Origin of the sequence: Streptomyces sp. AB3(2024) (assembly GCF_041862025.1) — a bacterium.
Lineage (GTDB): Bacteria > Actinomycetota > Actinomycetes > Streptomycetales > Streptomycetaceae > Streptomyces.
Window position 1 is genome coordinate 1 of sequence record NZ_JBGWAB010000144.1, and the last position, 19074, is coordinate 19074.

A 19074-nucleotide genomic window follows, 5' to 3' on the forward strand; every position below is an offset into this window, starting at 1 on the left:
GCCAGCGCGGGCCCGCCGCCGGCGGTGCCGCCGTGCTGGCCCTCGTAGGCCGCCGCCCGGGCCAGGACCGCGGCGGTCAGCGCCGCCAGCTGCTCGGTGTCGGGCCGCCCCCGCACCAGACGCACGAGTTGGCCCTGCTGATGGGTGTCCACGGACTGCTCCTCGGGTCGTGACCTCCCGTCCGCGGCCGCCGCGGCGGGTCTGCATGACTGCGGCCTCGGCCCCGCCCGGGGCCGCGGCCCTCAGACGGGGGTGGGGGCGAGGGCGGCGAGCGTCCCGGCCAGGCCCTCGGCGGTGTGCGTGGCGTGGATCCGGGCCTCGGGCAGGATGCGGCGGACCAGCCCGCCGAGCACCTGGCCGGGGCCCACCTCCACGAACCGGTGGGTGCCCGAGGCGGCGAGCGTCCCGACGGCCTGGGTCCAGCGCACCGGGGTGGTGAGCTGGCTGCGCAGGGCGACGACGGCCTCGGTGGCGGTGGCCACCCATCCGCCGGTGACACCTGAGACGAGCGGCACGGCCGGATCGCGGAACTCCGTGGCGATCAGCGTCTCGGTGAACTCCGCCTCGGCCTCGCGCAGCAGGCTGGAGTGGAAGGGGCCGCCCGTGCGCAGCCAGGTCACCCGGGCCCCGGCCGCGCCGGCCGCCGCCGCGACGTGGGCCACCGCCTGCGCCTCCCCGGAGACCACGGTCTGGCGGGGTCCGTTGTCCCCGGCCACCTCCACGACGCGGGAGGTGGCCGCGCGGGCCTCGGCGCACAGTCGCGCCAGGTCCGCGCGGCCCGGACCGCTGACGGCGGCCGTGGAGCTGCCGATGCGGTCCCCGACCGTGGCGACGAGCTCGCTGCGCAGCCGGACGAGCCACAGCGCCTCCGTCCACTCCAGGACGCCCGCCGCCACCAGCGCCGCGTACTCGCCGAGGCTGTGCCCGACGACCGCGTCCGGCTCCACGCCCTCGCCGCGCAGCACCTCCAGTACGGCCAGGCTCGTCAGGAAGACGGCCGGCTGGGCCACCGCCGGGTCCTCGAACGCCCGGGCGGAGCCGTCCCGCAGGAGCTGCGCGAGCGGGATGCCGAGGATGTCGTCGGCGGTGCGGTAGTACGTGGCGGCGAGGTCCGGCCGCAGGGCGAGCAGCTCCGCTGCCGGACCGGCGTGGGCGGAGCCCTGTCCCGGGAAGACGAAGGCGGTGCGGGTCATCCGGTCACGTCCCTATCTGCGGTCGGCTGGCGTGGACCGCGGGAAGCGGTCCGGGGGCGGTGGCCCCGCAGACCGTGTGGTCGGCGGAGAGCCAGTGGTCGGGCACCCACCGGACGTCGACCACCGCTGGGACCGGCCCGGTCACGGCGACCGCCGCGGCGTGGGTGGCGTCGGCGGGGACGCCGACCATGGTCCAGCCGTCGGGGTGACGGTCCTGGTCGGTGCCGAGGTAGTCCTCGGCGGGCGAACGGCTCAACCCTGTCCCGATGCCCTTGAGGAATGCTTCCTTCCGGGTCCAGATCTGACCGAACAGCTGTCGCCGCTCCTCTCCGGACGCCGCCTCCGCGATCTCCAGCTGCTCGTCCGGGTGCAGCGCCCTGGAGCAGATGTCGACCGTCTCCGCGCCGGGCAGCTTCTCCACGTCGACACCCAGCGGCACGGTGGCGACACCGACCATGGCCACTCCCCCGCTGTGCGAGAGGGAGTAGTGCAGGGGCGGCGGCGGGGGCGACAGGGCGGGGCGTCCGTGCGGCTCTCCGCACCCGGGGCACGGCTCGCGCATGAAGCGGACGTCCTGGGGCGCGACGGCCGTGTACCGCCCGAGCAGGCGGCGCACCGCGACGTGCGCGGCGGCGTAGAGCAGGCCGTCCGACCTGCGGATGAAGGATTCGGTGCGCTTGCGCTCCGCCTCGTCCAGGTCGTCGAGGGCCAGGGCTTCGGCGCCCGCCCCGGTGGGGCGGCGGATCAGCCACAGGTCGACACGGTCGGCGGACAGGGTGAAGTCGGGGCGCGCGAGGTCCTGGTGGTTCACCACCGGGCGCTTGGCCGGCAGAAGGGTCGTCGTCGTCATGCCGTCACCGCAGCCCCGTGCAGGTGGGCCTCGGGGCCGAGCTGGCCGGCGAGGCAGTCGATGAGTTCCTGCGCGCTGTTGGCCAGCAGCAGCCGCTGGAGGTTCACGTCGACGCCGAGGGTGGCTTCCATCCGGTACTGGAGCTCTATACCGGAGATCGAGCCGATCCCGAGGCAGCCCATGGGGCGGCCCGTGGTGTCGACCAGGTGCGGCTCGATCCCGAGGATGCGGCCGAGTTCCTCACGGACGTACTGCTCCAGGATCCGGGTGCGCTCGCGCAGCCCGGCCGTGGACAGGATCGCCATGTCGGGCCGGGTCATGTGGACCAGGCCGTTGTCTGTCTCGTATGTCTGTGACATGTGGAGTGTGTTCATAGTGCTTTCCGGGTCGGGACGGACGGGTGTCCCCGGCCGTCCGTGGTCGGGAGTGCCGGGTCGGGAAGACGAGGGGATCCCGGCACGGGAGGGTGACGGCCGCGCGCGGGCGCCAGCCCACCGAGGGCGACGCCCGCACCGGCCAGGCCGACGAGGGTGACCAGCCAGAGCGCGGGGCCCCGGCCGGCCGCGTACAACGCGGACGTCAGGGCCACCGTCAGGGCCGCCCCTAGCTGTACGCAGGTCTGGTAGAGCCCGCCCCCCGCCGCCTGGAGTCCTGGCGGGAGCGAAGCGGTGGCCTGGAGGTGCAGGGCGGTGAAGGCCAGCACGAACGCGACGCCCACGCAGGCGGTCGCGGGCAGCAGGTCGGTGTGGTGCACCGGCCCCCCGCCGGTGTGCGGGTAGAGGGCGTAGCCGAGCGGTGCGGCGGCCGCGCCCGCGGCGACGGCGCGGGCCGGGCCCAGCCGGGTGGCGATCCGCGCCGAGTGCAGGGCGCTCAGCGCGAGCGGTGCGGCGGCCGGCAGGAAGGCCAGCGCGGTCTGCCAGGGGCTCCAGCCGGCCTCCCTCAGGTGGAGGGTGGCGATGAGCAGGAAGCCCACGTACGAGCCGTTGAGCGCGGCCGCCCCCAGCGCGGAGCGCAGCAGCGGCGCGTGCCGCAGCAGCGCGGTCCGCAGGAGCGGGCGCGCGGCCGTGCGTTCGGCCCGTACGAGGACGGCGGCGCACACCAGCGCCCCCGCGAACGCGAGGGCCGCGCGGCGCCGCTGCCCGGCCGGAGCGCCGAGGCCGGCGAGTCCGTCCACCAGCAGCAGGACGGTCGCGGTCAGCCCGAGCGCGGCGGTCACCGCCCGCCACCGGTCCCCGGCCGCAGGGCGGGGACCGGGCCGGTCCCGCGGTACGAGCACCAGGCCTGCCGCGAACAGCAGCAGGGCGACGGGGGCCGGGAACGCGAAGGTCCAGCGCCAGCCGGAGCCGGTGAGCAGCCCCGACAGGAGCAGCCCGGAGCAGAACCCGGCGGCGCCGAAGAAGGAGTAGAGGGACACGGCGCGGCGGCGGGCCGGGCCGTCGGGGACGGCCGCCATGACGATGGCCAGGCCCGTGGGGGCGGTCAGCGCCACGCAGCCGCCCTTGACCACGCGGGTGACGGTCAGCAGGGCCGCACTGTCCGTCAGCGCGCCCACGAGCGAGGCGGCGGCGAAGACGAGGAGCGCGGCGAGGAAGACCGGACGGCGGCCGAGGTGTTCGACGAGCCGGCCGCCGAGCAGCAGGAGCCCGCCGAACCCCGCGGCGAACCCGCTGACGAGCCATTGCAGTTGGGGGACGGTCAGGGCGAGGTCATCGCCGACGGACGGCAGCGCCACCAGGGTCGCGGACACCTCCAATGCGTCGACCAGCATGTTCGCGGCGAGTACGGACACCAGGGCCGACCGGGCCCGGGGCCGCTCGCCGACGGGCGGGGTTCTCGTCGGGTACTGCATGCTCACGTTTCGCCAGACGGTGGATACGGCGGGACACGGGAACCGCGAGCGCCATGGGCGCCACGGGAAAAGGGGAGGCGGGGGGGCGGGGGGGGGTGGCCCCCGGGCCCCCCCCCCCCCCCCCCCGTCGCCGGCGCGGCGCGGGGTTGCGCCGACGGTCTTGGGGCCGGCGGCGGCCGGCTCAGCCGAGCAGGGTGCCGCCGGTGGCGTCGACGAAGGAGCCGGTGATCCAGCGGGCCTCGTCGGTGGCGAGGAAGGCCACCACGTCGGCGACGTCATCGGGCTCGCCGACGCGGTTGAAGGTGGACAGCGCCGCCATCTGTTCGACGGCCTCGGGGACGTCGAAGACCGGGTTGCCGTTGCGCGTGATGCCCGGCGCCACCGAGTTGATGGTGATGCCGCGCGGGCCGAGGGCCTTCGCGAAGTGCAGGGCGAGCTGTTCGAGGGCTCCCTTGCTCATCGCGTAGGCGATCTCGTCCGGGTTGGCGAACCGGGTCAGGCCGGAGGAGATGTTGATGATCCGGCCGCCGTCGGGCATGTTCCGCAGCGCCCTCTGGATCAGGAAGAACGGGGCCTTCGCGTTGACCGCGAAGATCCGGTCGAACTGGTCGGGGGTGATCGCGTCCGCTCCGACGCCGCCCATCACCCCGGCGTTGTTGACCAGGATGTGCAGGTCGGTGCTGCCGGTGCGGTCCAGCAGGTCCTGTTCCAGGACGGCGAACAGCCCGTCCACGTCCCCGGGGACCCCGAGTTCGGCCCGTACCGCGAAGGCGCGGCCCCCGTCGCGTTCGACCGAGGCGACGACCTCCCGGGCGGCCGCCTCGTCGCTGGTGTAGTGGACGGCGACGAGCGCGCCCTCCTCGGCCAGCCGGATCGCGGCCGCCCGGCCCATGCCCCGGCTCGATCCCGTGACCAGGGCCGTCCTGCCTGCGAGGCGCTCCATACCGTTGCTCCGTTCCCGTACCGGCGCCGCCGCCGGCGCGACCGTGACCGGGTCCCGGCGGGCGGGGCGGCTCGGGCCCCGCGCCGGTTCCGCCCCGAACCACCGTTCCAGGGCGGCCGTCAGGGCGGTGTCGCCCGTCCCTGCCGCGTCCGTCCCGTCGGCGCCCCGCCCGGTGTCCGACCAGACGACGTGCCCGTCGGGCCGGACCAGCACGGCGGCGCCGCCGGGCAGGTCCCGCCCGTCCGCCGGGGCGGACGCGGCCGTCGCGACGCGCACCCGGTCCGCCCAGGGCCCCGCGGCGGCGCGCAGCCGCGCCCCGAGGGCCTCCCCGCCCGGCGCCAGCAGCAGCAGCCCGCGGCCCTGGCGCAGCAGCTCCGAGGTGGTGGTGGCCCCCTCCTCCCCGACGAGGTCGACGGGGGGCAGCCGCAGCCCGAGCAGCGGGCCGTCGCCCGGTCCGACCTCGTAGCGGACGTCGAGGCCCGAGATCATCCCGGCCAGGTGGGCGCGGACGTCCTCGTGGCCGGTCAGTTCCGCGAACACCTCGCGGACCGCGTCGACCTCGGGTCCGCCCAGCAGCAGCAGCGCCTGTGTCCTGATGTTGCCCTGCACGGCCCGCCCGACGGCGTGCCGTTCCTCGTGGTAGCTGTCGAGGAGTTCCCCGCCGCCGTGTCCGGTGACCGCGGCGGCCAGCTTCCATCCCAGGTTGAAGGCGTCCTGGAGCCCGAGGTTGAGGGCCTGGCCGCCGACGGGCATCTGCTGGTGCGCCGCGTCCCCCGCGAGGAAGAGCCGGCCCCGGCGGTACCGGGCGGCCTGGCGGGAGGCGTCGCCGAAGGAGTTCACCCACAGCGGGGTGCCCGCGCCGATGTCCTCGCCGGTGATGCGCTTCCAGGTGTCGGCGACCTCCTCGAAGGAGGGCGCCGCGCCCCGGGGCGGCGCCCCGAACTCGTGCACCATCACCCGGGTCACCCCGTCGGGGCGGCGGGCCGCGACGACGAGTCCGCCCTCCAGCCGCTCGAAGCGGCGGGCGGGGACGTCGATGCCCGTCACGTCGGCCCGCAGCAGCTCGCGCCCGGCGTCGGTGCCCGGGAACGCGAAGCCGCCCAGCCGGCGCACGGCGCTGTTCTCGCCGTCGCAGCCGACCGCGTACGCGGCCCGGAAGGCCAGGGCCGTGCCGTCGGGGCCGCGCACCTCGGCGAGGACCCCGTCGCCGGTGTCGGACAGCCCGGTCAGCTCGTGGCCGCGCCGCACGTCGGCGCCCAGGTCGGCGGCCCACTGCCCGAGCAGTTCCTCCAGCCGGGCCTGCGGGACCTTCCACTGCCCGGGGTGGGGGCCCGGGAGGCCGAGGCCGAAGGGGATCCCCCCGAAGTGGCCGGCCTCCTCGCCCGGTACGTCGCCCAGGGCGTCGAGCAGACCCCGGCTGTCGAGGATCTCCATGGTGCGGGCGTGCAGGGTGGAGGCCCTGGATTCGGTGGTCGGCGCGGCGAGCCGGTCGAGGACCACCACGTCCGCGCCCGCGAGCCGGAGTTCCCCGGCGAGCAGCAGACCGACAGGGCCCGCGCCGACCACGATCACCTGGGATTCGGTGCAGTCCTGCTCGATGGCCATGGGCGTACTCCCTCTCTTGGGCCAGGCTGTGGTGGGGACGGTCCGCGTCAGGCGCTGACGAGGGCCCGGAGGCTCTCGTTGACGGCCTCGACGAGCGAACGGGGGGTGCTGTGGTCGGAGAAGACGTCGTCGTCGAGGGTGATGCCGAACTCGCGCTCGATCCGACCGCCCGTCTCCAGGAGGGCCAGCGACTCGTAGCCCAGCGACTCGAAGTCGGTGTCGAGGATGGGGCCGCCGAGGTCGACGCCCTCGTCGGCGCCCGCGCCCTCCAGGAGGATGCGCTTGAGGTCGTCGAAGGTGAACTGCTGCTTGGACACGGAGGGTCCCTTCATCGGTCTTCCGCGGCCGGCCAGTCGCGGCGGCGGGGTACGGGGAGCTCTCGTCCGGGCCGGACGGGAGCGGGGTGGGCGGACGCCGGCGGGCGGCGTCCGTCAGTCGACGGAACGCAGTACGACCGCGGAGTTGAAGCCGCCGCGGCCGCGGGCGAGGACCAGGGCGGTCTCCACCGAGGCGGTGCGGGGGCACGCCGTGACCAGGTCGATGTCGTAGGCGGGGGACAGGGTGACGTTGGTGGTCGGCGGGATGAGCCCCTCGCGCATCGCCAGGAGCGCCGCGGCCACGTCGACCATCCCCGCACCGGAGTTCAGCCGGCCGGTCATCGTCTTGGGCGCGGTGACCGGCACCCCCCGGGGCCCGAAGACGGCCGTGATGGCCTCGGCCTCCTCCCGGTCGAGGCGGGGGGTCCCGGCGGCGTCGGCGAAGACCACGTCGACCTCGACGGGGTGGACGCCCGCGTCGGCGAGGGCCGCGTCGATGGCCCGGCGCAGGCCGGGCTCGCGTCCGCTGCCCGGCCGTGGGTCGAGGGTGGAGGCGTGACCGGCGAGTTCGCCGTGGACGGTGCGGGCCCCGCGGGCGCGGGCGCCGTCCTCGTCCTCCAGGATCAGCAGGGCTCCGCCCTCGCCCGGTACGTAGCCGGCGGCCGCCTCGTCGAAGGGCAGGTAGGCGCGCTCGGGTTCGGCGACGGTGGAGACGAGTCCGCCGGCCAGGTGCGCGGCCCAGCCCAGGGAGCACAGGGAGGAGTCGAACCCGCCGGCGGCGATCAGCCGGGTGCCCTTGCGCAGCTGTCGCCGGGCGTGGGCGAGGGCGTCGAGCCCGCCCGACTGTTCGCCGACGACGACGCCCGCGGGTCCGCGCAGGTCGTGGCGGACGGAGATCTGCCCGCTGTTGACGGCGTAGAACCAGGCGAAGGACTGGTAGGCGCTGACGTGTTTGGCGCCGCGGCTCCAGAGGTTGTGCAGCTCCCGCTCGCCGAACTCCATGCCCCCGGAACCGGCCGCGGTGACCACGCCCATGTCGCAGGGGTGGATGTCCCCCGGTGCCAGGCCCGCGTCGGCGAAGGCGCAGTCGGCGGCGACGAGGGCGAGCTGGGTGACCCGGTCGGTCTGCGGGATCAGGCGTCCCGGCAGGTGCTCGGCGGGGTCGAAGCCGTGGATCTCCCCGGCCAGCCGGGCGGGGTAGGAGGAGGCGTCGAAGCGGGTGACGGGCGCGATGGCGTTCTTGCCGACCCGGGTCGCCGCCCAGAAGTCCTCCACCCCGAGCCCGCTGGGGGCGGCCACTCCGATACCGGTGACCAGGGTCCTGCTCATGCGGTCCTCCTGTCGGGGCGGGCCAGCACCATCGCGCTCTGGAACCCGCCGAACCCGCTGCCGACGGTCAGGACGGCATCGGTGCGGTGATCCCGGGCGACGAGCGGGACGTAGTCGAGGTCGCACTCGGGGTCCCGGGTGCGCAGGTTGGCGGTGGGCGGCACCACGTGGTGCTCCATCGCGAGGACGGACGCGGCGATCTCCATGGAGCCGATGGAGCCGAGCGAGTGCCCGATCATCGACTTCACCGAGCTGATCGGGGTCCGGTAGGCGTGCCGGCCGAGGGCCAGCTTGTACGCGGCGGTCTCGTGGCGGTCGTTCTGCCGGGTGCCGGAGCCGTGCGCGTTGACGTAGTCGAGGTCGGAGGGGCAGAGCCGGGCCTCGTCGAGCGCCACCGTGACGGCTTCCGCCAGTTCGCGGCCGTCGGGGCGCAGCCCGGTCATGTGGTGGGCACTGGACCGGGAGGCGTGGCCGGCGATCTCGGCGTAGAGGTGCGCGCCGCGCCGACGGGCGCTCTCCAGCTCCTCCAGGACGAAGACGGCCGCGCCCTCGCCGAGGACGAACCCCTTGCGGGTGGCGTCGAAGGGCCGGGAGGCGGCTTCGGGCCGGTCGTCGTAGGAGGTCGTGGCCTTGACCGCGTCGAAGCCCGCCAGGACGAGCGGGGTGATCGGGGCGTCGGTGGCTCCGGTGACCATGATGTCGGCGACGCCCTCGCGGATCAGGTCGGCCGCGTGGGCGACGGCGTCGATCCCGGAGGTGCAGCCGGTGGAGACCACCGTGGCCGGTCCCTCCGCCGAGGCGGTCCAGGCCAGTTCGGCCGCGAAGGAACTGGGCACGAACTGCTCGTACAGGTGCTCCGGCGCCCGGGTGTGGTCGACCTGGGCGAGGCGGCCGTCGTCGCCGGCCACCCGGTAGGCGCGGTCGAGTCCGCCGATCGCGCCGACGGCGGTGCCGACGCTGACCCCGGTGCGGTGGGGGTCGAGCGCGGCGAGGTCGAGGCCGCTGTCGGCGAGCGCCTCGCGCGCCGCGACCACGCCGAACTGCGCGGCCCGGTCCATGCGCTGGACCTCCTGCGGGGTCAGCCCGTGCAGGAGCGGGTCGAAGTCGGCCTCGGCGGCCACCTTGGTGCGGAAGCCGGAAGGGTCGAAGCGGGTGATCCCGCGCGTCGCCGTGCGCCCCGAACTGAGCAGGCTCCAGAAGTCGCGGGTGCCGATGCCTCCGGGCGCCAGCACCCCGAGCCCCGTGATCACTACCCGGCGAGCCACCGGTACGGCCCTCCCCTCGTGTCGGCCCGGCCGGTGCTCACTCGGACGCCGACCAGTCGTAGAAGCGGGTGGCCATGGCGTCGGCGGGGGTCCGCCAGGTGGCCGGGTCGTAGGGCTGGATGAAGGGCAGCAGGTCGTGGCTGATCCTCATGAAGCGCGGATCCGTGCGGGATTCCTGGATGCGCCGGCCGCCGTCGTCGTCGGCGAAGTCCTGGAGGTGGAAGTAGAGGCCCTTGTACATGAACAGGCGACGGCGCAGGGTGCCCATCCGCTCCGGCATGTCCGTCTTGTCGAACTCGGTGAAGAGACGGGTCACTTGGTCCTTCGACATGCTGTCCATCCGCGCCACGATCAGGTTGCTGTGCTGCATGCGGTGTCTCTCGCTTCCGTGAGGGGAGGGCAGGGGGTCAGGCGTGGTACAGGCGGATGAAGTCGGCGACGCCGTCCGCGATCAGCGCGTCGGCTTCCTCCTGGGGCACCGGCAGCGCGCCCAGGAAGGAGCGCTGGACGACGGTGGAGGGGACCAGCAGGATGAACCGTTCCGCCGCCTGGTCGGCGTCGGGGATGTCGAGCAGGCCGCGGACCGCCAGGCGCCGCAGCCGCTGGGCCAGTTCGCGACGGGCCTGCCGGGGACCCGCCGCCTGCCACTTCTCGACGGCCTCGGTCGGCAGCCGGCTGACCTCGGCGCTGATGTGCCGGACGATGGCGAAGTGCTCGCGGAAGGCCTCCAGCGGTCCGAGCCAGGCCCGGCCGAGGGCGATGAGGTCCGCTTCGAGGTCGGTGATCTCTTCGAGGTAGCTGTCGGCGACGGCCGCGAGGGCCGCCGCCACGGAGGCGGAGCTGTCCAGCAGGACGCCCAGCAGCAGCTGCTCGTGGTCGGGGAAGTGCAGCGCGACGGTGTCCGTCAGCACGCCCGCCTCGGCCGCGGTGGCCCCGGCGGTGCAGCGCGTCCAGCCCTCGCGGGCCAGGACCGTACGGGCGGCCCGGACGATCTCACGGCGCTCCCCGGCCGGTCCGGACGGGGCTCGCTCGATGGTTGCCAGGGGCGTTGCCATGGGTGGTCTCTCCTCGTGAGGTGCTCGGGGATGCGCGTGCGGTGCTCTTGAGGTGCTCGTCCGCGGGCAGCCGGACGCGCCGCTCCCCCGGACCGGCGCGATGGCCGTCGGGACGCGGGCGGGTCGGGCTGCGGGCGTCGGGACGCGGCCCGTCGGAACGCGTCCCGTGGGGGCGACGGGCGCCGGGCGCGCGATGCTCAGGGGTGGCCGGCCGGCCTCATGCGGGGCCGAACCAGCGTTCCAGGGCCATCGGCAGATCCTGGTGGCTGCCGGGCGCGGCCCAGGCCACGTACCCGTCGGGGCGGATCAGCAGTGCGGTGGTGTCGTCCGGCAGCTCGCCTCCGGGCGGGCCGGCGGGGCGGGCTGTGACGGTGTCGACCCGGTCGCCCCAGGCGGCGGCGCGCCGGCGCAGCCGCGGGTTGTCGGCCAGGTCCAGCAGGACGCCCCGGGCGGGGCGCAGCAGCGCGGTGGCGGAGGTCCGCCCGCCGGGCCCGTCCAGTTCCAGTCCGGGCATCCGGCGGCCGAGCAGCGGGTGGCCGCCCCTGCCGACGTCGTAGCTGATCTCCAGTCCGGTCACCATGGCCGCGAGGTGGCGGGCCACGTCCTCGTACGCCATGAGCTCGCGCAGGGAGTCGCGCAGCGGCTGCACCTCGGCGCCGCTCAGGAACAGCAGCCCCTGGGCGCGGGTGTTCATCAGCAGCCGCCTGCCGACCGGGTGCCGTTCCCCGTGGTAGGTGTCGAGCAGGGCGCGCGGCGCCCGGCCCCGGACCACGGAGGCCAGCTTCCAGCCGAGGTTGACGGCGTCCTGGATACCGGTGTTCATGCCCTGCCCGCCGGCGGGCAGGTGGATGTGCGCGGCGTCGCCCGCCAGCAGGACGCGGCCGCGCCGGTACTCGGTGACCTGCCGGGCCGCGTCTCCGAAGGCGCTCACCCACACCGGCTCGGCGGCCGAGATGTCCTCGCCGGTCAGCCGCTGCCAGGCGGCGGCGACCTCCTCGAAGGACGGCGGGGCCTGGCGCCGCCGCGGCGGGGTGCCGCGTTCGCAGACGACGATGCGGGTGGTGCCGCCGGGGAGCGGACCGACCATCACCATGCCGCCGGGCAGGGTCTCGCCGATCATGCGGGGCTTGAGCTCGATGCCCTTGATGTCGGCGAGGTACATCTCCATGGTGGCGGCCGTGCCGGGGAAGTCGAAGCCGGCCGCCTTGCGCACGGTGCTGCGCCCGCCGTCGCAGCCCACCAGCCAGGCCGCGCGCAGGGTGTGGACCCCGTCCGGCCCGCGCACCTCGACCTCGACGCCGTCCTCGTCCTCGCGCAGCGCGAGCACCTCGTGGCCGCGCCGGATGTCGGCGCCCAGGCCCGTGGCCCATTCCTCCAGGTGCGTTTCGGTGACCGACTGCGGAACGGTCTTGGCCGCCTGGCAGGCTCCGTCGAGGACGCCGAAGTCGAGGGGCAGGCCGCCGAAGTGGCCGAGGGTGCTGCGTTCGATGTCGCCGAAGCGCGCGAGGATGCCGCGCTGGTCGAAGGTCTCCAGCGTGCGCGCGGTGAAGCCGAGGCCGCGCGATTCGCCCGTGCGGCGCTCCAGGCGCTCCAGGACGACGACGGCGACTCCCGCCAGCCGCAGTTCGCCCGCGAGCATCATGCCCGCGGGGCCCGCGCCGACGACGATGACCGGTGCGTCCATCACGACTCCTTGAATTCGCCTCCGGAGACAGTGCACCGGATCTTGACTACAAGGTTCTTCGGACGCGAGCGGCCGTTCAATGGTGCTGGATTCAGGACTCGGTCAGGTTCCACAAGGGCCGGTCCGGTGGGTCGGGGAACGGCCAAGGGAATGTCAAGACCAGGTCAGACCGCTCCCTCCGGGCTCCGCCCGTCGCCGTGCGGATCCCGGCGGACCGTCGTGCGGTCGGCCGGCGGAGTCGCGGCTCAGGCGCGGGCCGCGGCGCGGCGGTCGAAGCAGGCGCGGACGTCGCTCTCGCTGTAGTATGTACGGCCCGCGCGGTTGCGCCGGCGCCACCGCTCCTCGCTCGCCAGCCGGTACACGGTCCCCGTCGGGGTGTGCCACAGCTGCGCGATGTCACCGGCGGTGAGCCAGCGTTCGGTGGCCGGTGCGGCGGCGGGTGCCCGCCCGGCCTCCATGGAGTCGCTCAGCTCGCTCCACCGGTCGCTGGTCCAGCGGTGGGCCGGGTCGCTGTCGCACACGACCGCCCGGCCGGCGCTCCGGTCCGCGTCGCGGACGGACAGGGCCAGGGCTCCGGGGCAGCCGGGCTCGGGGCAGTCGCCGAGGCGGAAGGTGCGGGCCGGTTCGGGGAAGGCGGCGCGGCGTCCGGACCGGACCAGGCGGGCGATCTCCTCGGAGGCCTCCGCGGCCGCCGGGTGGGCGGCGATCCAGTCGGCGTTGCGCTGCAGGAAGGCGGTCAGGTCGGCGACGGTGCGCGGCGGTGCGGGGAGCCCGCGCTCCTGTGCGACGAGGCCGCCCCAGGAGCCGAGCACGGAAACCATCCGGGCCCGTACGTCGGCCGCGGCCCCGTTGAAGGGGAGTCCGGGCAGCTCACCGCCGGTCGTCCGCTCGCGCAGGCTGCCGGGGGTCGTCCCGCCGAGGACGCGCCCGCACTCCTCGTACAGGTGCGCCAGTTCGCCGAGGCCCGCCGACAGGTGGTCCCGGCAGGTCCGGCACAGCCGGCCGTCCCGGACCGTACGCCGGCGGGGGCGTCCGTCGGCTCCGGCGCCGCGGCAGCCCTCCCCGTGACACAGTGCCGTCACCGTCATGTCGTTCCCCCCTCGGCTCGTTGCGGTGGTCTGCGTGCTCCCGCGCGGGTGCGCGGGGCGGGCCGGGCTCAGCCCTGGCCGAACCGGAAGCCGACGCCGCGGATGGTGATGATCCATCCGGCGCCTATCTTGTTGCGCAGGGTGCTCACGTGCGTGTCCACGGTCCGGCGGGACCAGGAGTCGCCCCACACCTGCTGCATCAGCATCTTGCGGGGGATGACGGTGTCGGGATGGGACGCGAGGAGGTAGAGCATGTCGAACTCCTTGCGGGTGGTCTCGACGGGCACCCCGTCCAGCGTCACCTCGCGCGTCCCCGAGTCGATCCGCAGCGGACCACGGGTGATGGTGGCGGCGACGGGCCGGGTGGGGCGCGCCCGGCGCATGACGGCCTCCATGCGGGCCATCAGTTCGCGGAATCCGTAGGGCTTGGCCAGGTAGTCGTCCGCGCCCGCCTGGAGGCCGAGGACCCGGTCGAGTTCGCTGCCCCGGGCGGTGACCGCTATCAGGGGGATCTCGTGGGCGGCGCGGATGCCCCGGCAGACCTCCAGGCCGTCCAGGTCGGGCAGTTCCAGGTCCAGGAGCACCAGGTCGGCGTCCACGTAGCTGCGCAGCGCCTCGCCGCCGGTACCCACGATGTCGACCTCGTGCCCGTGCCGGCGCAGACCGCGCGCCAGCGTCTCGGCCTCGGCCGAGTTGCTCTCCACGATGAGGATCCGCCACAGCGCCGACTGCGTCGGCGTGTGCTGCGGTGTTCTCGGCCCTTCGGCCGGTGAGAAACCGCCGTTCGCTCCCGCGGCGACTGTGTGAGGTTCCAGCACAGCCATGGTCCGCTGGTTCATCTGCCCCCCTCCCTCAAGCTCGGTTGGGTCAACGTCAAGAAGATACAAACCGCTGCGTCGGTTTGTCAAAGCCCACAAAACACAGCCAGGCTCTCGATAAAAGGGTTAAATCGGGCCATCGGTAGGCGAAAAACCATGCAGAACAGGCCATCCGGAGGGACCCACACCCGCTTCCAATACCAACGGGACGGTTTAATAATAGAAGGAAACTGATACAGGAGCTATGCGTGATCAAACAAGAACGCGCTGTCCGCACCCGCCGCGCACTGATCGAATCGGCGGCCAGGGTGTTCGGACGGCGCGGGTACGCAGAGGCGACGCTGAGCATGATCAGCGTCGGAGCCGGAGTCAGCCCGGGCGCGCTGCACTTCCACTTCGAGAACAAGGCCGCGATCGCGGCGGCCGTCGAGGCGGCTGCCGCGCGGGCGCTGCGCGCGGCGGCCCGGGAGGTGTACGCGCGGCGCACCTCGGCCCTCCAGGCCCTGGCGGACAGCTCCCAGGCCCTCGCCGGGCTGCTCCTGTCCGACGTGGTGGCACGGGCCGGCTTCCAGCTCAGCCGGGAGCCCACCTACCCGTCGTCGTTCGCCCTGCCCGGGGAGTGGCACGAGTACGTCCACCGGCTGCTGACGGAGGCGGCGCACGAGGACGCCCTGCTGCCCGGCCTCAACCGCCAGAGCGTCGCCACGACGGTGGTGGCCGCCACGCTCGGCTTCGAGGTGCTCGGCCGGGACGACCCGCAGTGGCTCGCCCCGCGCACGCTGGCCGGGTTCTGGCGGGTGGTCATGCCCTGTCTGGCGGCCCCGGCCACCCTGCGCGCCCTGGGCGCCGCCGGCCGCGGCTCCTGACGCGCCGGGCGGCCCCCGCCCCGCCGACCGCCGACGGACACGACGTGCACGACGTGCACGACGGACATGACGGACATGACGGACAACCGGAAACGGCCCCTGGCCCGTACCCCGCGATCGGGGGTACGGGCCAGGGGCCGGGTCCCGTCGGCCCGCTCACACCGGCCGCAGGCTCCTGACCGACTCCCTGGCGTACTGCTGCGCGGGCTCCAGGGTGGCCCGGCTCTCCCGGCCCAGCACCTCCCGCACGTGCCGGCCCGCCCGCGCGGGATCCGCGCCGGGTCCCAGCATCCGCTCGACCGCGCCCTCGTCGAGCAGCACGTCGTGCCGGCACACCACGGTGACCCCCGTGGCGTCCGGCTCGACGGACCACTCCCCGGCGTGCGCGGCCAGCAGGGGGTGCGGCCGGGTGCGCTTGAAGACGATGCGGCCGGCCGCCGGGAAGCACACCCGCACCTCCTCCGTGGTGTACGCGGAGCCGTCGTCGGCCAGGTTGACCAGACGGGTGCGCTGCACCCCCGGGCGGTCCTCCGTGACGTCGGCGCCCACGACGTGCGCGACCCGGCCGGGCCAGGAGCCCACCCGGTAGAGGAACTCGTGGACGGGTTCGGCCGGTCCCGGGATCCGCACCGAGTCCTCGAAGGACAGCAGTAGCCCGTCGAGCCGCTGCCAGCGCTCCGCGAGGGCGGCCAGCCGGCCGAGTACGCCATGGGCTTCGGCCTGCGCGGAAGCGAGCACGCGCGCGACGTCCGCCGTCCGGTTCCCGGCGACGGTGATGTCCTGCTCCAGCGACAGCCGCGACCAGCCCGGAGCGAGCTCCTCCACGCTCCACGAGCCGCCGGAGGTGGTCACGGGGTCGGCCGGACGCTCCTGGCGGAAGCCGACGCGGCGGTGGTGCGCGTCCAGGGTCCGCCGCCACAGCGACGGCCGCGCGGTCCCGTCCGCGATCGCCCAGTGGGCGTACCGGTCCGTGGTGCCGTCGAACTCAAGCCTCTCCACGTGCACGGTGTCCGGCAGGAACAGCGGCCACGGCGCCGTGTCGGCCACCACGTTGTACAGGACCCCGGCCGGTGCGGCCGCGTCGACCGCGTGTGACATCCGGTGTACTCGCTCGACAGACATCAGACACCTCTCTCAACGCTTGACGCAGAGTCTGTCTGTATCCGCCGGAGTCCCCTTGGAATGTCGCTCGATTTCCGCACGCGGCCGGCCCCGCCGGTACCTGCGATCACACCGCGGCGGCGGCCCGGCTGCGCAGGACCCGGTTGACGCACCGCAGGAAGCTCCTCGGCGTGTCCGCCCGTTCGAGCAGCTCGCCGTCGAGGAGGACGTCGTACTTCCGCTCGATGGAGCCGATGGCCTGCAGGACGGAGAGCGAGTCGTAGCCGAGCTCGTCCCAGTACAGGTCCTGCACGTCCTCGCTCAGCTCCACGCACTCCTCCTCGCCTCCCCAGATCCGCAGGATGCGGGCCAGCTCCGTGAGCTCCAGCCGGTCCATGGCTTGCCTCTCCCCTCGTCCACCGGGGCGTCGGCGCACACCGGGTCGCGACGAGCCTGGTCCCACCGGATGGAGAGCCGCTCACGCCGTCGGCCAGCCGCGCTGGAGCCGTCGACGCGCGCCCTGCCACGGCCCCGCCGTACCCGGACCGCCGTACCCGGACGACCGTCGCGTCAGGCCGCGTAGAGGTCGAAGGTCGAGCTGCGGCGCGGGCCCGCGGCCACGTCGAGCGCCGGGTCCACCCGGAGCATCGCCTGGTGCAGGCGCTGGAGCTGCTGCGAGGGCTCCACGCCGAGTTCGCCGATCAGCCGGGCCCGGAGCCTGCGGTACACGTCCAGCGCGGTGGCCTGCCGTCCCGACCGGTACAGCGCGACCATCGCCTGCGAGTGCAGGCCCTCGTGCTGCGGGTTCCTGGCCATCAGCTCGGTGAGCTCGGCGAGGAGTTCGCTGTGCCGTCCCAGGCGCAGGTCCACGTCGATGCGCCGCTCGGTGGTGACCAGCCGGCTCTCCGCCAGCCGCAGCACCTCGATCTCCAGGATCGGCCCGACCTTGACGTCGACGAGGGCGGGCCCCTGCCACAGGTCGAGGGCCTTGCGCAGCATCTGCGCCGCGCGTTCGTCGTCGCCCTCGTCGAAGGCGCTCTGGCCGCCGGCCACCAGGGCCTCGTACGCGTGGACGTCCACCGACTCCTGCGGGATCTGGAGCAGGTAGCCTCCGTGCCGGGTCGCGAGCACGTCCTTGGCCGTGCCGGGCGCGCCCGGCCCCATCGCGGTGCCCAGTCTGCGGCGCAGCTGCAGGATGTAGGTCTGCAGGGTGGTGAGGGCGCTCTCCGGGAGCTTGGTCCCCCAGATCTCCTCCATCAGGGTCGGTACGGGCATCACCCGGCCCGGGTAGAGCGCGAGAAGCGCCAGGATCTGACGCGGCTTGCCCGCCGTAGGAACGATCGATGCCCCGTTGACCTCGGCACTCAACGGACCCAGAACCTGAATCTCCACGGTCTCCCGTCTCCCCTCCGTTATTTTGTCGAGATACTCACGGTTTTCAGTATTCGACCCGATGACGGTAAGGCAGCCCAGGGCGGCGTCACCGTGTTCTCAAGCCGACGTCGAGCAGACCTCCGAAGGGGGCGAACAGCCGCGGGATTCGAAACGCCGCCTTCCGATTGGCTGCCAGAAACCCTGCTCAGCCCGCAGATCGGTTCGGTCGCCTCTGTTCCGCTTGCCTGATCCGCAAATTCGTTCCACGGATTTCCGGGAGGTACCGGAAAGGAGTGGGCGAATGATCTTTTAATGATCCGTCAGCCCACTCGGGCAAGCCGCTTGCGGGCCGTCTCCGGGGATTCCGCCGGGTTCTCCGGGCCGCTCATCAGGATCGACCGCTGGAGACCGCGCAGCGCGGAGGACGGCTCGATGCCGAGCTCGCGGACGAGGGTGGCGCGCAGCCGCTGGTAGACGCTGAGCGCCTCGCCGCGGCGGCCGGAGCGGTGGAGGGCGAGCATGAACTGCCCGTGCAGGTTCTCGTGGATGCGGTAGCGGCTGGCCAGGACCGTCAGTTCCGCGAGCAGTTCGCGGTGCCGGCCCAGGCGCAGGTCGGCCTCGATGCGCTGGTCGAGCGCGCACAGCCGGGTCTCCTCCAGGCGCCGCGTCTCCATGTCCAGCTGGACGCCGCCCTCCACGTCGGCGAAGGCCGGCCCGGACCAGAGCGCCAGCGCCTCGCGCAGCAGCCGCGCGGCACCGGGGAAGTCGCCCGCGTCCATCGCCCGGTAGCCCATTCCGGCCAGCCGGTCGAATTCGCGGACGTCGCTGGTCCCGCCGGCGCTGCTGAGCATGTAGCCGCCGGGCAGCGTGACGAGCACGTCCTTGGGGGTCCGCGTCCCGTCGGTGCCCTCCAGTGCGGTGGCGATCAGACCGCGCAGCTGCAGCACGTACGTCTGGAGCGTCGTACGGGCACTGCGCGGCGGCTGCTCGCCCCACAGTTCCTCGATCAGCGCGGACACCGGGACCACCTGGTCCGCGTGGAGCGCGAGCAGGGCCAGCACCTGACGGGGCTTGGCGGCGGTCGGCGTGATGGAGACCCCGTTCTCCCGCACGGTCAGTGCGCCCAGTACATCGATGTCCACGCCGTACTCCCCTGCTTCGTCCATGGATGAGCCCTCGACTTTCGCTGGAATGAGCAAAAAACAGCCGGGCCGGTTTGTCAATACCAAACCGGCTGTACCGTTTTTAGCCCCCCGGTGGCCGCATCGACCCCTGAAGCGCACCCCCTGAACTGGGACTTTCCTGGCCAGAAGGCCGATGAGGGGCCTCTCCAGGGGCCCGGAGGGCAGGAAGAGTCACCCTGGAAGGGGCGTCCGGCGGCCACGAAACGGCTGAGAACCGACCATGTGGTTGGGTCGCACGCCCCTGTGGCCCTTCCCCGCGGGCCGGCCCGCCGCCAGGTTCAGACCACAGAAGGGCGTCCCCGCGCCACCGGCGCAATCAATACAAACCGCTTTAGCGGTTTGCTCACCGGCATTCGCGCTCGGCAGTCACTGGAACGACGCCGGAGCCCCGCCGGAACACCGCTCGAACGGCAGGGCCGCCCCCTCCGCCGACGGGCCGGCGGAGAGCGCCCTGCGGCCCGCGGACCCCCCCCCCCCCCGCCGCTCCCCCGACAAACGCACAAGCAGCCCGACCCGAAAAAATTTTTTATTTATTTAAAAATAAAAAGTATCC

Annotated in this window: 19 protein-coding genes; 1 reads left to right on the plus strand and 18 read right to left on the minus strand. The window is 73.8% G+C overall.

What is annotated here, in order from left to right; translation table 11 throughout:
- The 14 genes from ACEPPI_RS34805 to ACEPPI_RS34870 all read right to left on the minus strand — a co-directional run.
- The coding region (locus ACEPPI_RS34805; RefSeq protein WP_373919269.1) for an acyl-CoA carboxylase epsilon subunit at positions 1 to 152 on the minus strand (152 nt) is incomplete at its 3' end.
- A 90-nt stretch (positions 153 to 242) separates the two neighbouring features.
- Positions 243 to 1193 (minus strand): ACP S-malonyltransferase, encoded by a 951-nt coding sequence (locus ACEPPI_RS34810; RefSeq protein WP_373919258.1) that lies wholly within the window; start codon positions 1191 to 1193, stop codon positions 243 to 245.
- Between the two features lie 4 nt (positions 1194 to 1197).
- The gene (locus tag ACEPPI_RS34815; protein WP_373919259.1) at positions 1198 to 2043 is read right to left on the minus strand and encodes a 4'-phosphopantetheinyl transferase superfamily protein; all 846 of its coding nucleotides are present in this window, start codon (positions 2041 to 2043) and stop codon (positions 1198 to 1200) included.
- Complete coding sequence (locus tag ACEPPI_RS34820; protein ID WP_266845259.1) at positions 2040 to 2402, minus strand: acyl carrier protein; 363 nt, start codon at positions 2400 to 2402, stop codon at positions 2040 to 2042. The genes ACEPPI_RS34815 and ACEPPI_RS34820 overlap by 4 nt, the downstream gene beginning before the upstream one ends.
- Before the next feature lie 11 nt (positions 2403 to 2413).
- Positions 2414 to 3892, minus strand: a complete 1479-nt coding sequence (locus tag ACEPPI_RS34825; protein WP_373919270.1) for an MFS transporter — start codon at positions 3890 to 3892, stop codon at positions 2414 to 2416.
- A 181-nt stretch (positions 3893 to 4073) separates the two neighbouring features.
- Complete coding sequence (locus ACEPPI_RS34830; RefSeq protein ID WP_373919260.1) at positions 4074 to 6440, minus strand: SDR family oxidoreductase; 2367 nt, start codon at positions 6438 to 6440, stop codon at positions 4074 to 4076.
- Between the two features lie 47 nt (positions 6441 to 6487).
- The gene (locus ACEPPI_RS34835; protein ID WP_266845263.1) at positions 6488 to 6757 is read right to left on the minus strand and encodes an acyl carrier protein; all 270 of its coding nucleotides are present in this window, start codon (positions 6755 to 6757) and stop codon (positions 6488 to 6490) included.
- Positions 6758 to 6871: 114 nt separating this feature from the next.
- Positions 6872 to 8086, minus strand: a complete 1215-nt coding sequence (locus ACEPPI_RS34840; protein WP_373919261.1) for a ketosynthase chain-length factor — start codon at positions 8084 to 8086, stop codon at positions 6872 to 6874.
- A complete protein-coding gene (locus tag ACEPPI_RS34845) occupies positions 8083 to 9351 on the minus strand; it encodes a beta-ketoacyl synthase (protein WP_373919262.1) in 1269 nt (422 codons plus the stop codon). The genes ACEPPI_RS34840 and ACEPPI_RS34845 overlap by 4 nt, the downstream gene beginning before the upstream one ends.
- A gap of 37 nt (positions 9352 to 9388) precedes the next feature.
- Positions 9389 to 9721 (minus strand): TcmI family type II polyketide cyclase, encoded by a 333-nt coding sequence (locus ACEPPI_RS34850; RefSeq protein ID WP_356224984.1) that lies wholly within the window; start codon positions 9719 to 9721, stop codon positions 9389 to 9391.
- A 37-nt stretch (positions 9722 to 9758) separates the two neighbouring features.
- The gene (locus ACEPPI_RS34855; protein ID WP_373919263.1) at positions 9759 to 10406 is read right to left on the minus strand and encodes a TetR/AcrR family transcriptional regulator C-terminal domain-containing protein; all 648 of its coding nucleotides are present in this window, start codon (positions 10404 to 10406) and stop codon (positions 9759 to 9761) included.
- A 217-nt stretch (positions 10407 to 10623) separates the two neighbouring features.
- Positions 10624 to 12090 (minus strand): FAD-dependent monooxygenase, encoded by a 1467-nt coding sequence (locus ACEPPI_RS34860; protein WP_373919264.1) that lies wholly within the window; start codon positions 12088 to 12090, stop codon positions 10624 to 10626.
- Between the two features lie 245 nt (positions 12091 to 12335).
- Entirely contained in the window at positions 12336 to 13178 is an 843-nt protein-coding gene (locus tag ACEPPI_RS34865; RefSeq protein WP_373919265.1) for a hypothetical protein, read from the minus strand.
- A gap of 68 nt (positions 13179 to 13246) precedes the next feature.
- A complete protein-coding gene (locus ACEPPI_RS34870; protein WP_266845275.1) occupies positions 13247 to 14017 on the minus strand; it encodes a response regulator transcription factor in 771 nt (256 codons plus the stop codon).
- Between the two features lie 227 nt (positions 14018 to 14244).
- Here ACEPPI_RS34870 and ACEPPI_RS34875 point away from each other — a divergent pair, with 227 nt between their 5' ends.
- The gene (locus tag ACEPPI_RS34875) at positions 14245 to 14862 is read left to right on the plus strand and encodes a ScbR family autoregulator-binding transcription factor (RefSeq protein ID WP_373919266.1); all 618 of its coding nucleotides are present in this window, start codon (positions 14245 to 14247) and stop codon (positions 14860 to 14862) included.
- A gap of 156 nt (positions 14863 to 15018) precedes the next feature.
- On the opposite strand, the gene ACEPPI_RS34880 is transcribed toward ACEPPI_RS34875, so the two are convergent.
- The 4 genes from ACEPPI_RS34880 to ACEPPI_RS34895 form a co-directional block, all read right to left on the minus strand.
- Entirely contained in the window at positions 15019 to 15984 is a 966-nt protein-coding gene (locus tag ACEPPI_RS34880) for an aromatase/cyclase (RefSeq protein WP_373919267.1), read from the minus strand.
- 106 nt (positions 15985 to 16090) lie between these two features.
- The gene (locus ACEPPI_RS34885; protein WP_373919268.1) at positions 16091 to 16360 is read right to left on the minus strand and encodes an acyl carrier protein; all 270 of its coding nucleotides are present in this window, start codon (positions 16358 to 16360) and stop codon (positions 16091 to 16093) included.
- Positions 16361 to 16533: 173 nt separating this feature from the next.
- Complete coding sequence (locus ACEPPI_RS34890; RefSeq protein WP_266845283.1) at positions 16534 to 17355, minus strand: AfsR/SARP family transcriptional regulator; 822 nt, start codon at positions 17353 to 17355, stop codon at positions 16534 to 16536.
- A 302-nt stretch (positions 17356 to 17657) separates the two neighbouring features.
- On the minus strand, positions 17658 to 18479 hold the full coding sequence (locus tag ACEPPI_RS34895; RefSeq protein ID WP_373919271.1) for a BTAD domain-containing putative transcriptional regulator: 822 nt from the start codon (positions 18477 to 18479) through the stop codon (positions 17658 to 17660).
- Between the last annotated feature and the right edge of the window lie 595 nt (positions 18480 to 19074).

Bases quoted from the DNA above. Each gene is read 5' to 3' on its own strand.
- ACEPPI_RS34810 (WP_373919258.1), bottom strand. From the start codon at position 1,193: ATGACCCGCACCGCCTTCGTCTTCCCGGGACAGGGCTCCGCCCACGCC.
- ACEPPI_RS34815 (WP_373919259.1), bottom strand. From the start codon at position 2,043: ATGACGACGACGACCCTTCTGCCGGCCAAGCGCCCGGTGGTGAACCAC.
- ACEPPI_RS34855 (WP_373919263.1), bottom strand. From the start codon at position 10,406: ATGGCAACGCCCCTGGCAACCATCGAGCGAGCCCCGTCCGGACCGGCC.
- ACEPPI_RS34865 (WP_373919265.1), bottom strand. From the start codon at position 13,178: ATGACGGTGACGGCACTGTGTCACGGGGAGGGCTGCCGCGGCGCCGGA.
- ACEPPI_RS34840 (WP_373919261.1), bottom strand. From the start codon at position 8,086: ATGAGCAGGACCCTGGTCACCGGTATCGGAGTGGCCGCCCCCAGCGGG.
- ACEPPI_RS34820 (WP_266845259.1), bottom strand. From the start codon at position 2,402: ATGTCACAGACATACGAGACAGACAACGGCCTGGTCCACATGACCCGG.
- ACEPPI_RS34870 (WP_266845275.1), bottom strand. From the start codon at position 14,017: ATGAACCAGCGGACCATGGCTGTGCTGGAACCTCACACAGTCGCCGCG.
- ACEPPI_RS34850 (WP_356224984.1), bottom strand. From the start codon at position 9,721: ATGCAGCACAGCAACCTGATCGTGGCGCGGATGGACAGCATGTCGAAG.
- ACEPPI_RS34885 (WP_373919268.1), bottom strand. From the start codon at position 16,360: ATGGACCGGCTGGAGCTCACGGAGCTGGCCCGCATCCTGCGGATCTGG.
- ACEPPI_RS34880 (WP_373919267.1), bottom strand. From the start codon at position 15,984: ATGTCTGTCGAGCGAGTACACCGGATGTCACACGCGGTCGACGCGGCC.
- ACEPPI_RS34830 (WP_373919260.1), bottom strand. From the start codon at position 6,440: ATGGCCATCGAGCAGGACTGCACCGAATCCCAGGTGATCGTGGTCGGC.
- ACEPPI_RS34825 (WP_373919270.1), bottom strand. From the start codon at position 3,892: ATGCAGTACCCGACGAGAACCCCGCCCGTCGGCGAGCGGCCCCGGGCC.
- ACEPPI_RS34860 (WP_373919264.1), bottom strand. From the start codon at position 12,090: ATGGACGCACCGGTCATCGTCGTCGGCGCGGGCCCCGCGGGCATGATG.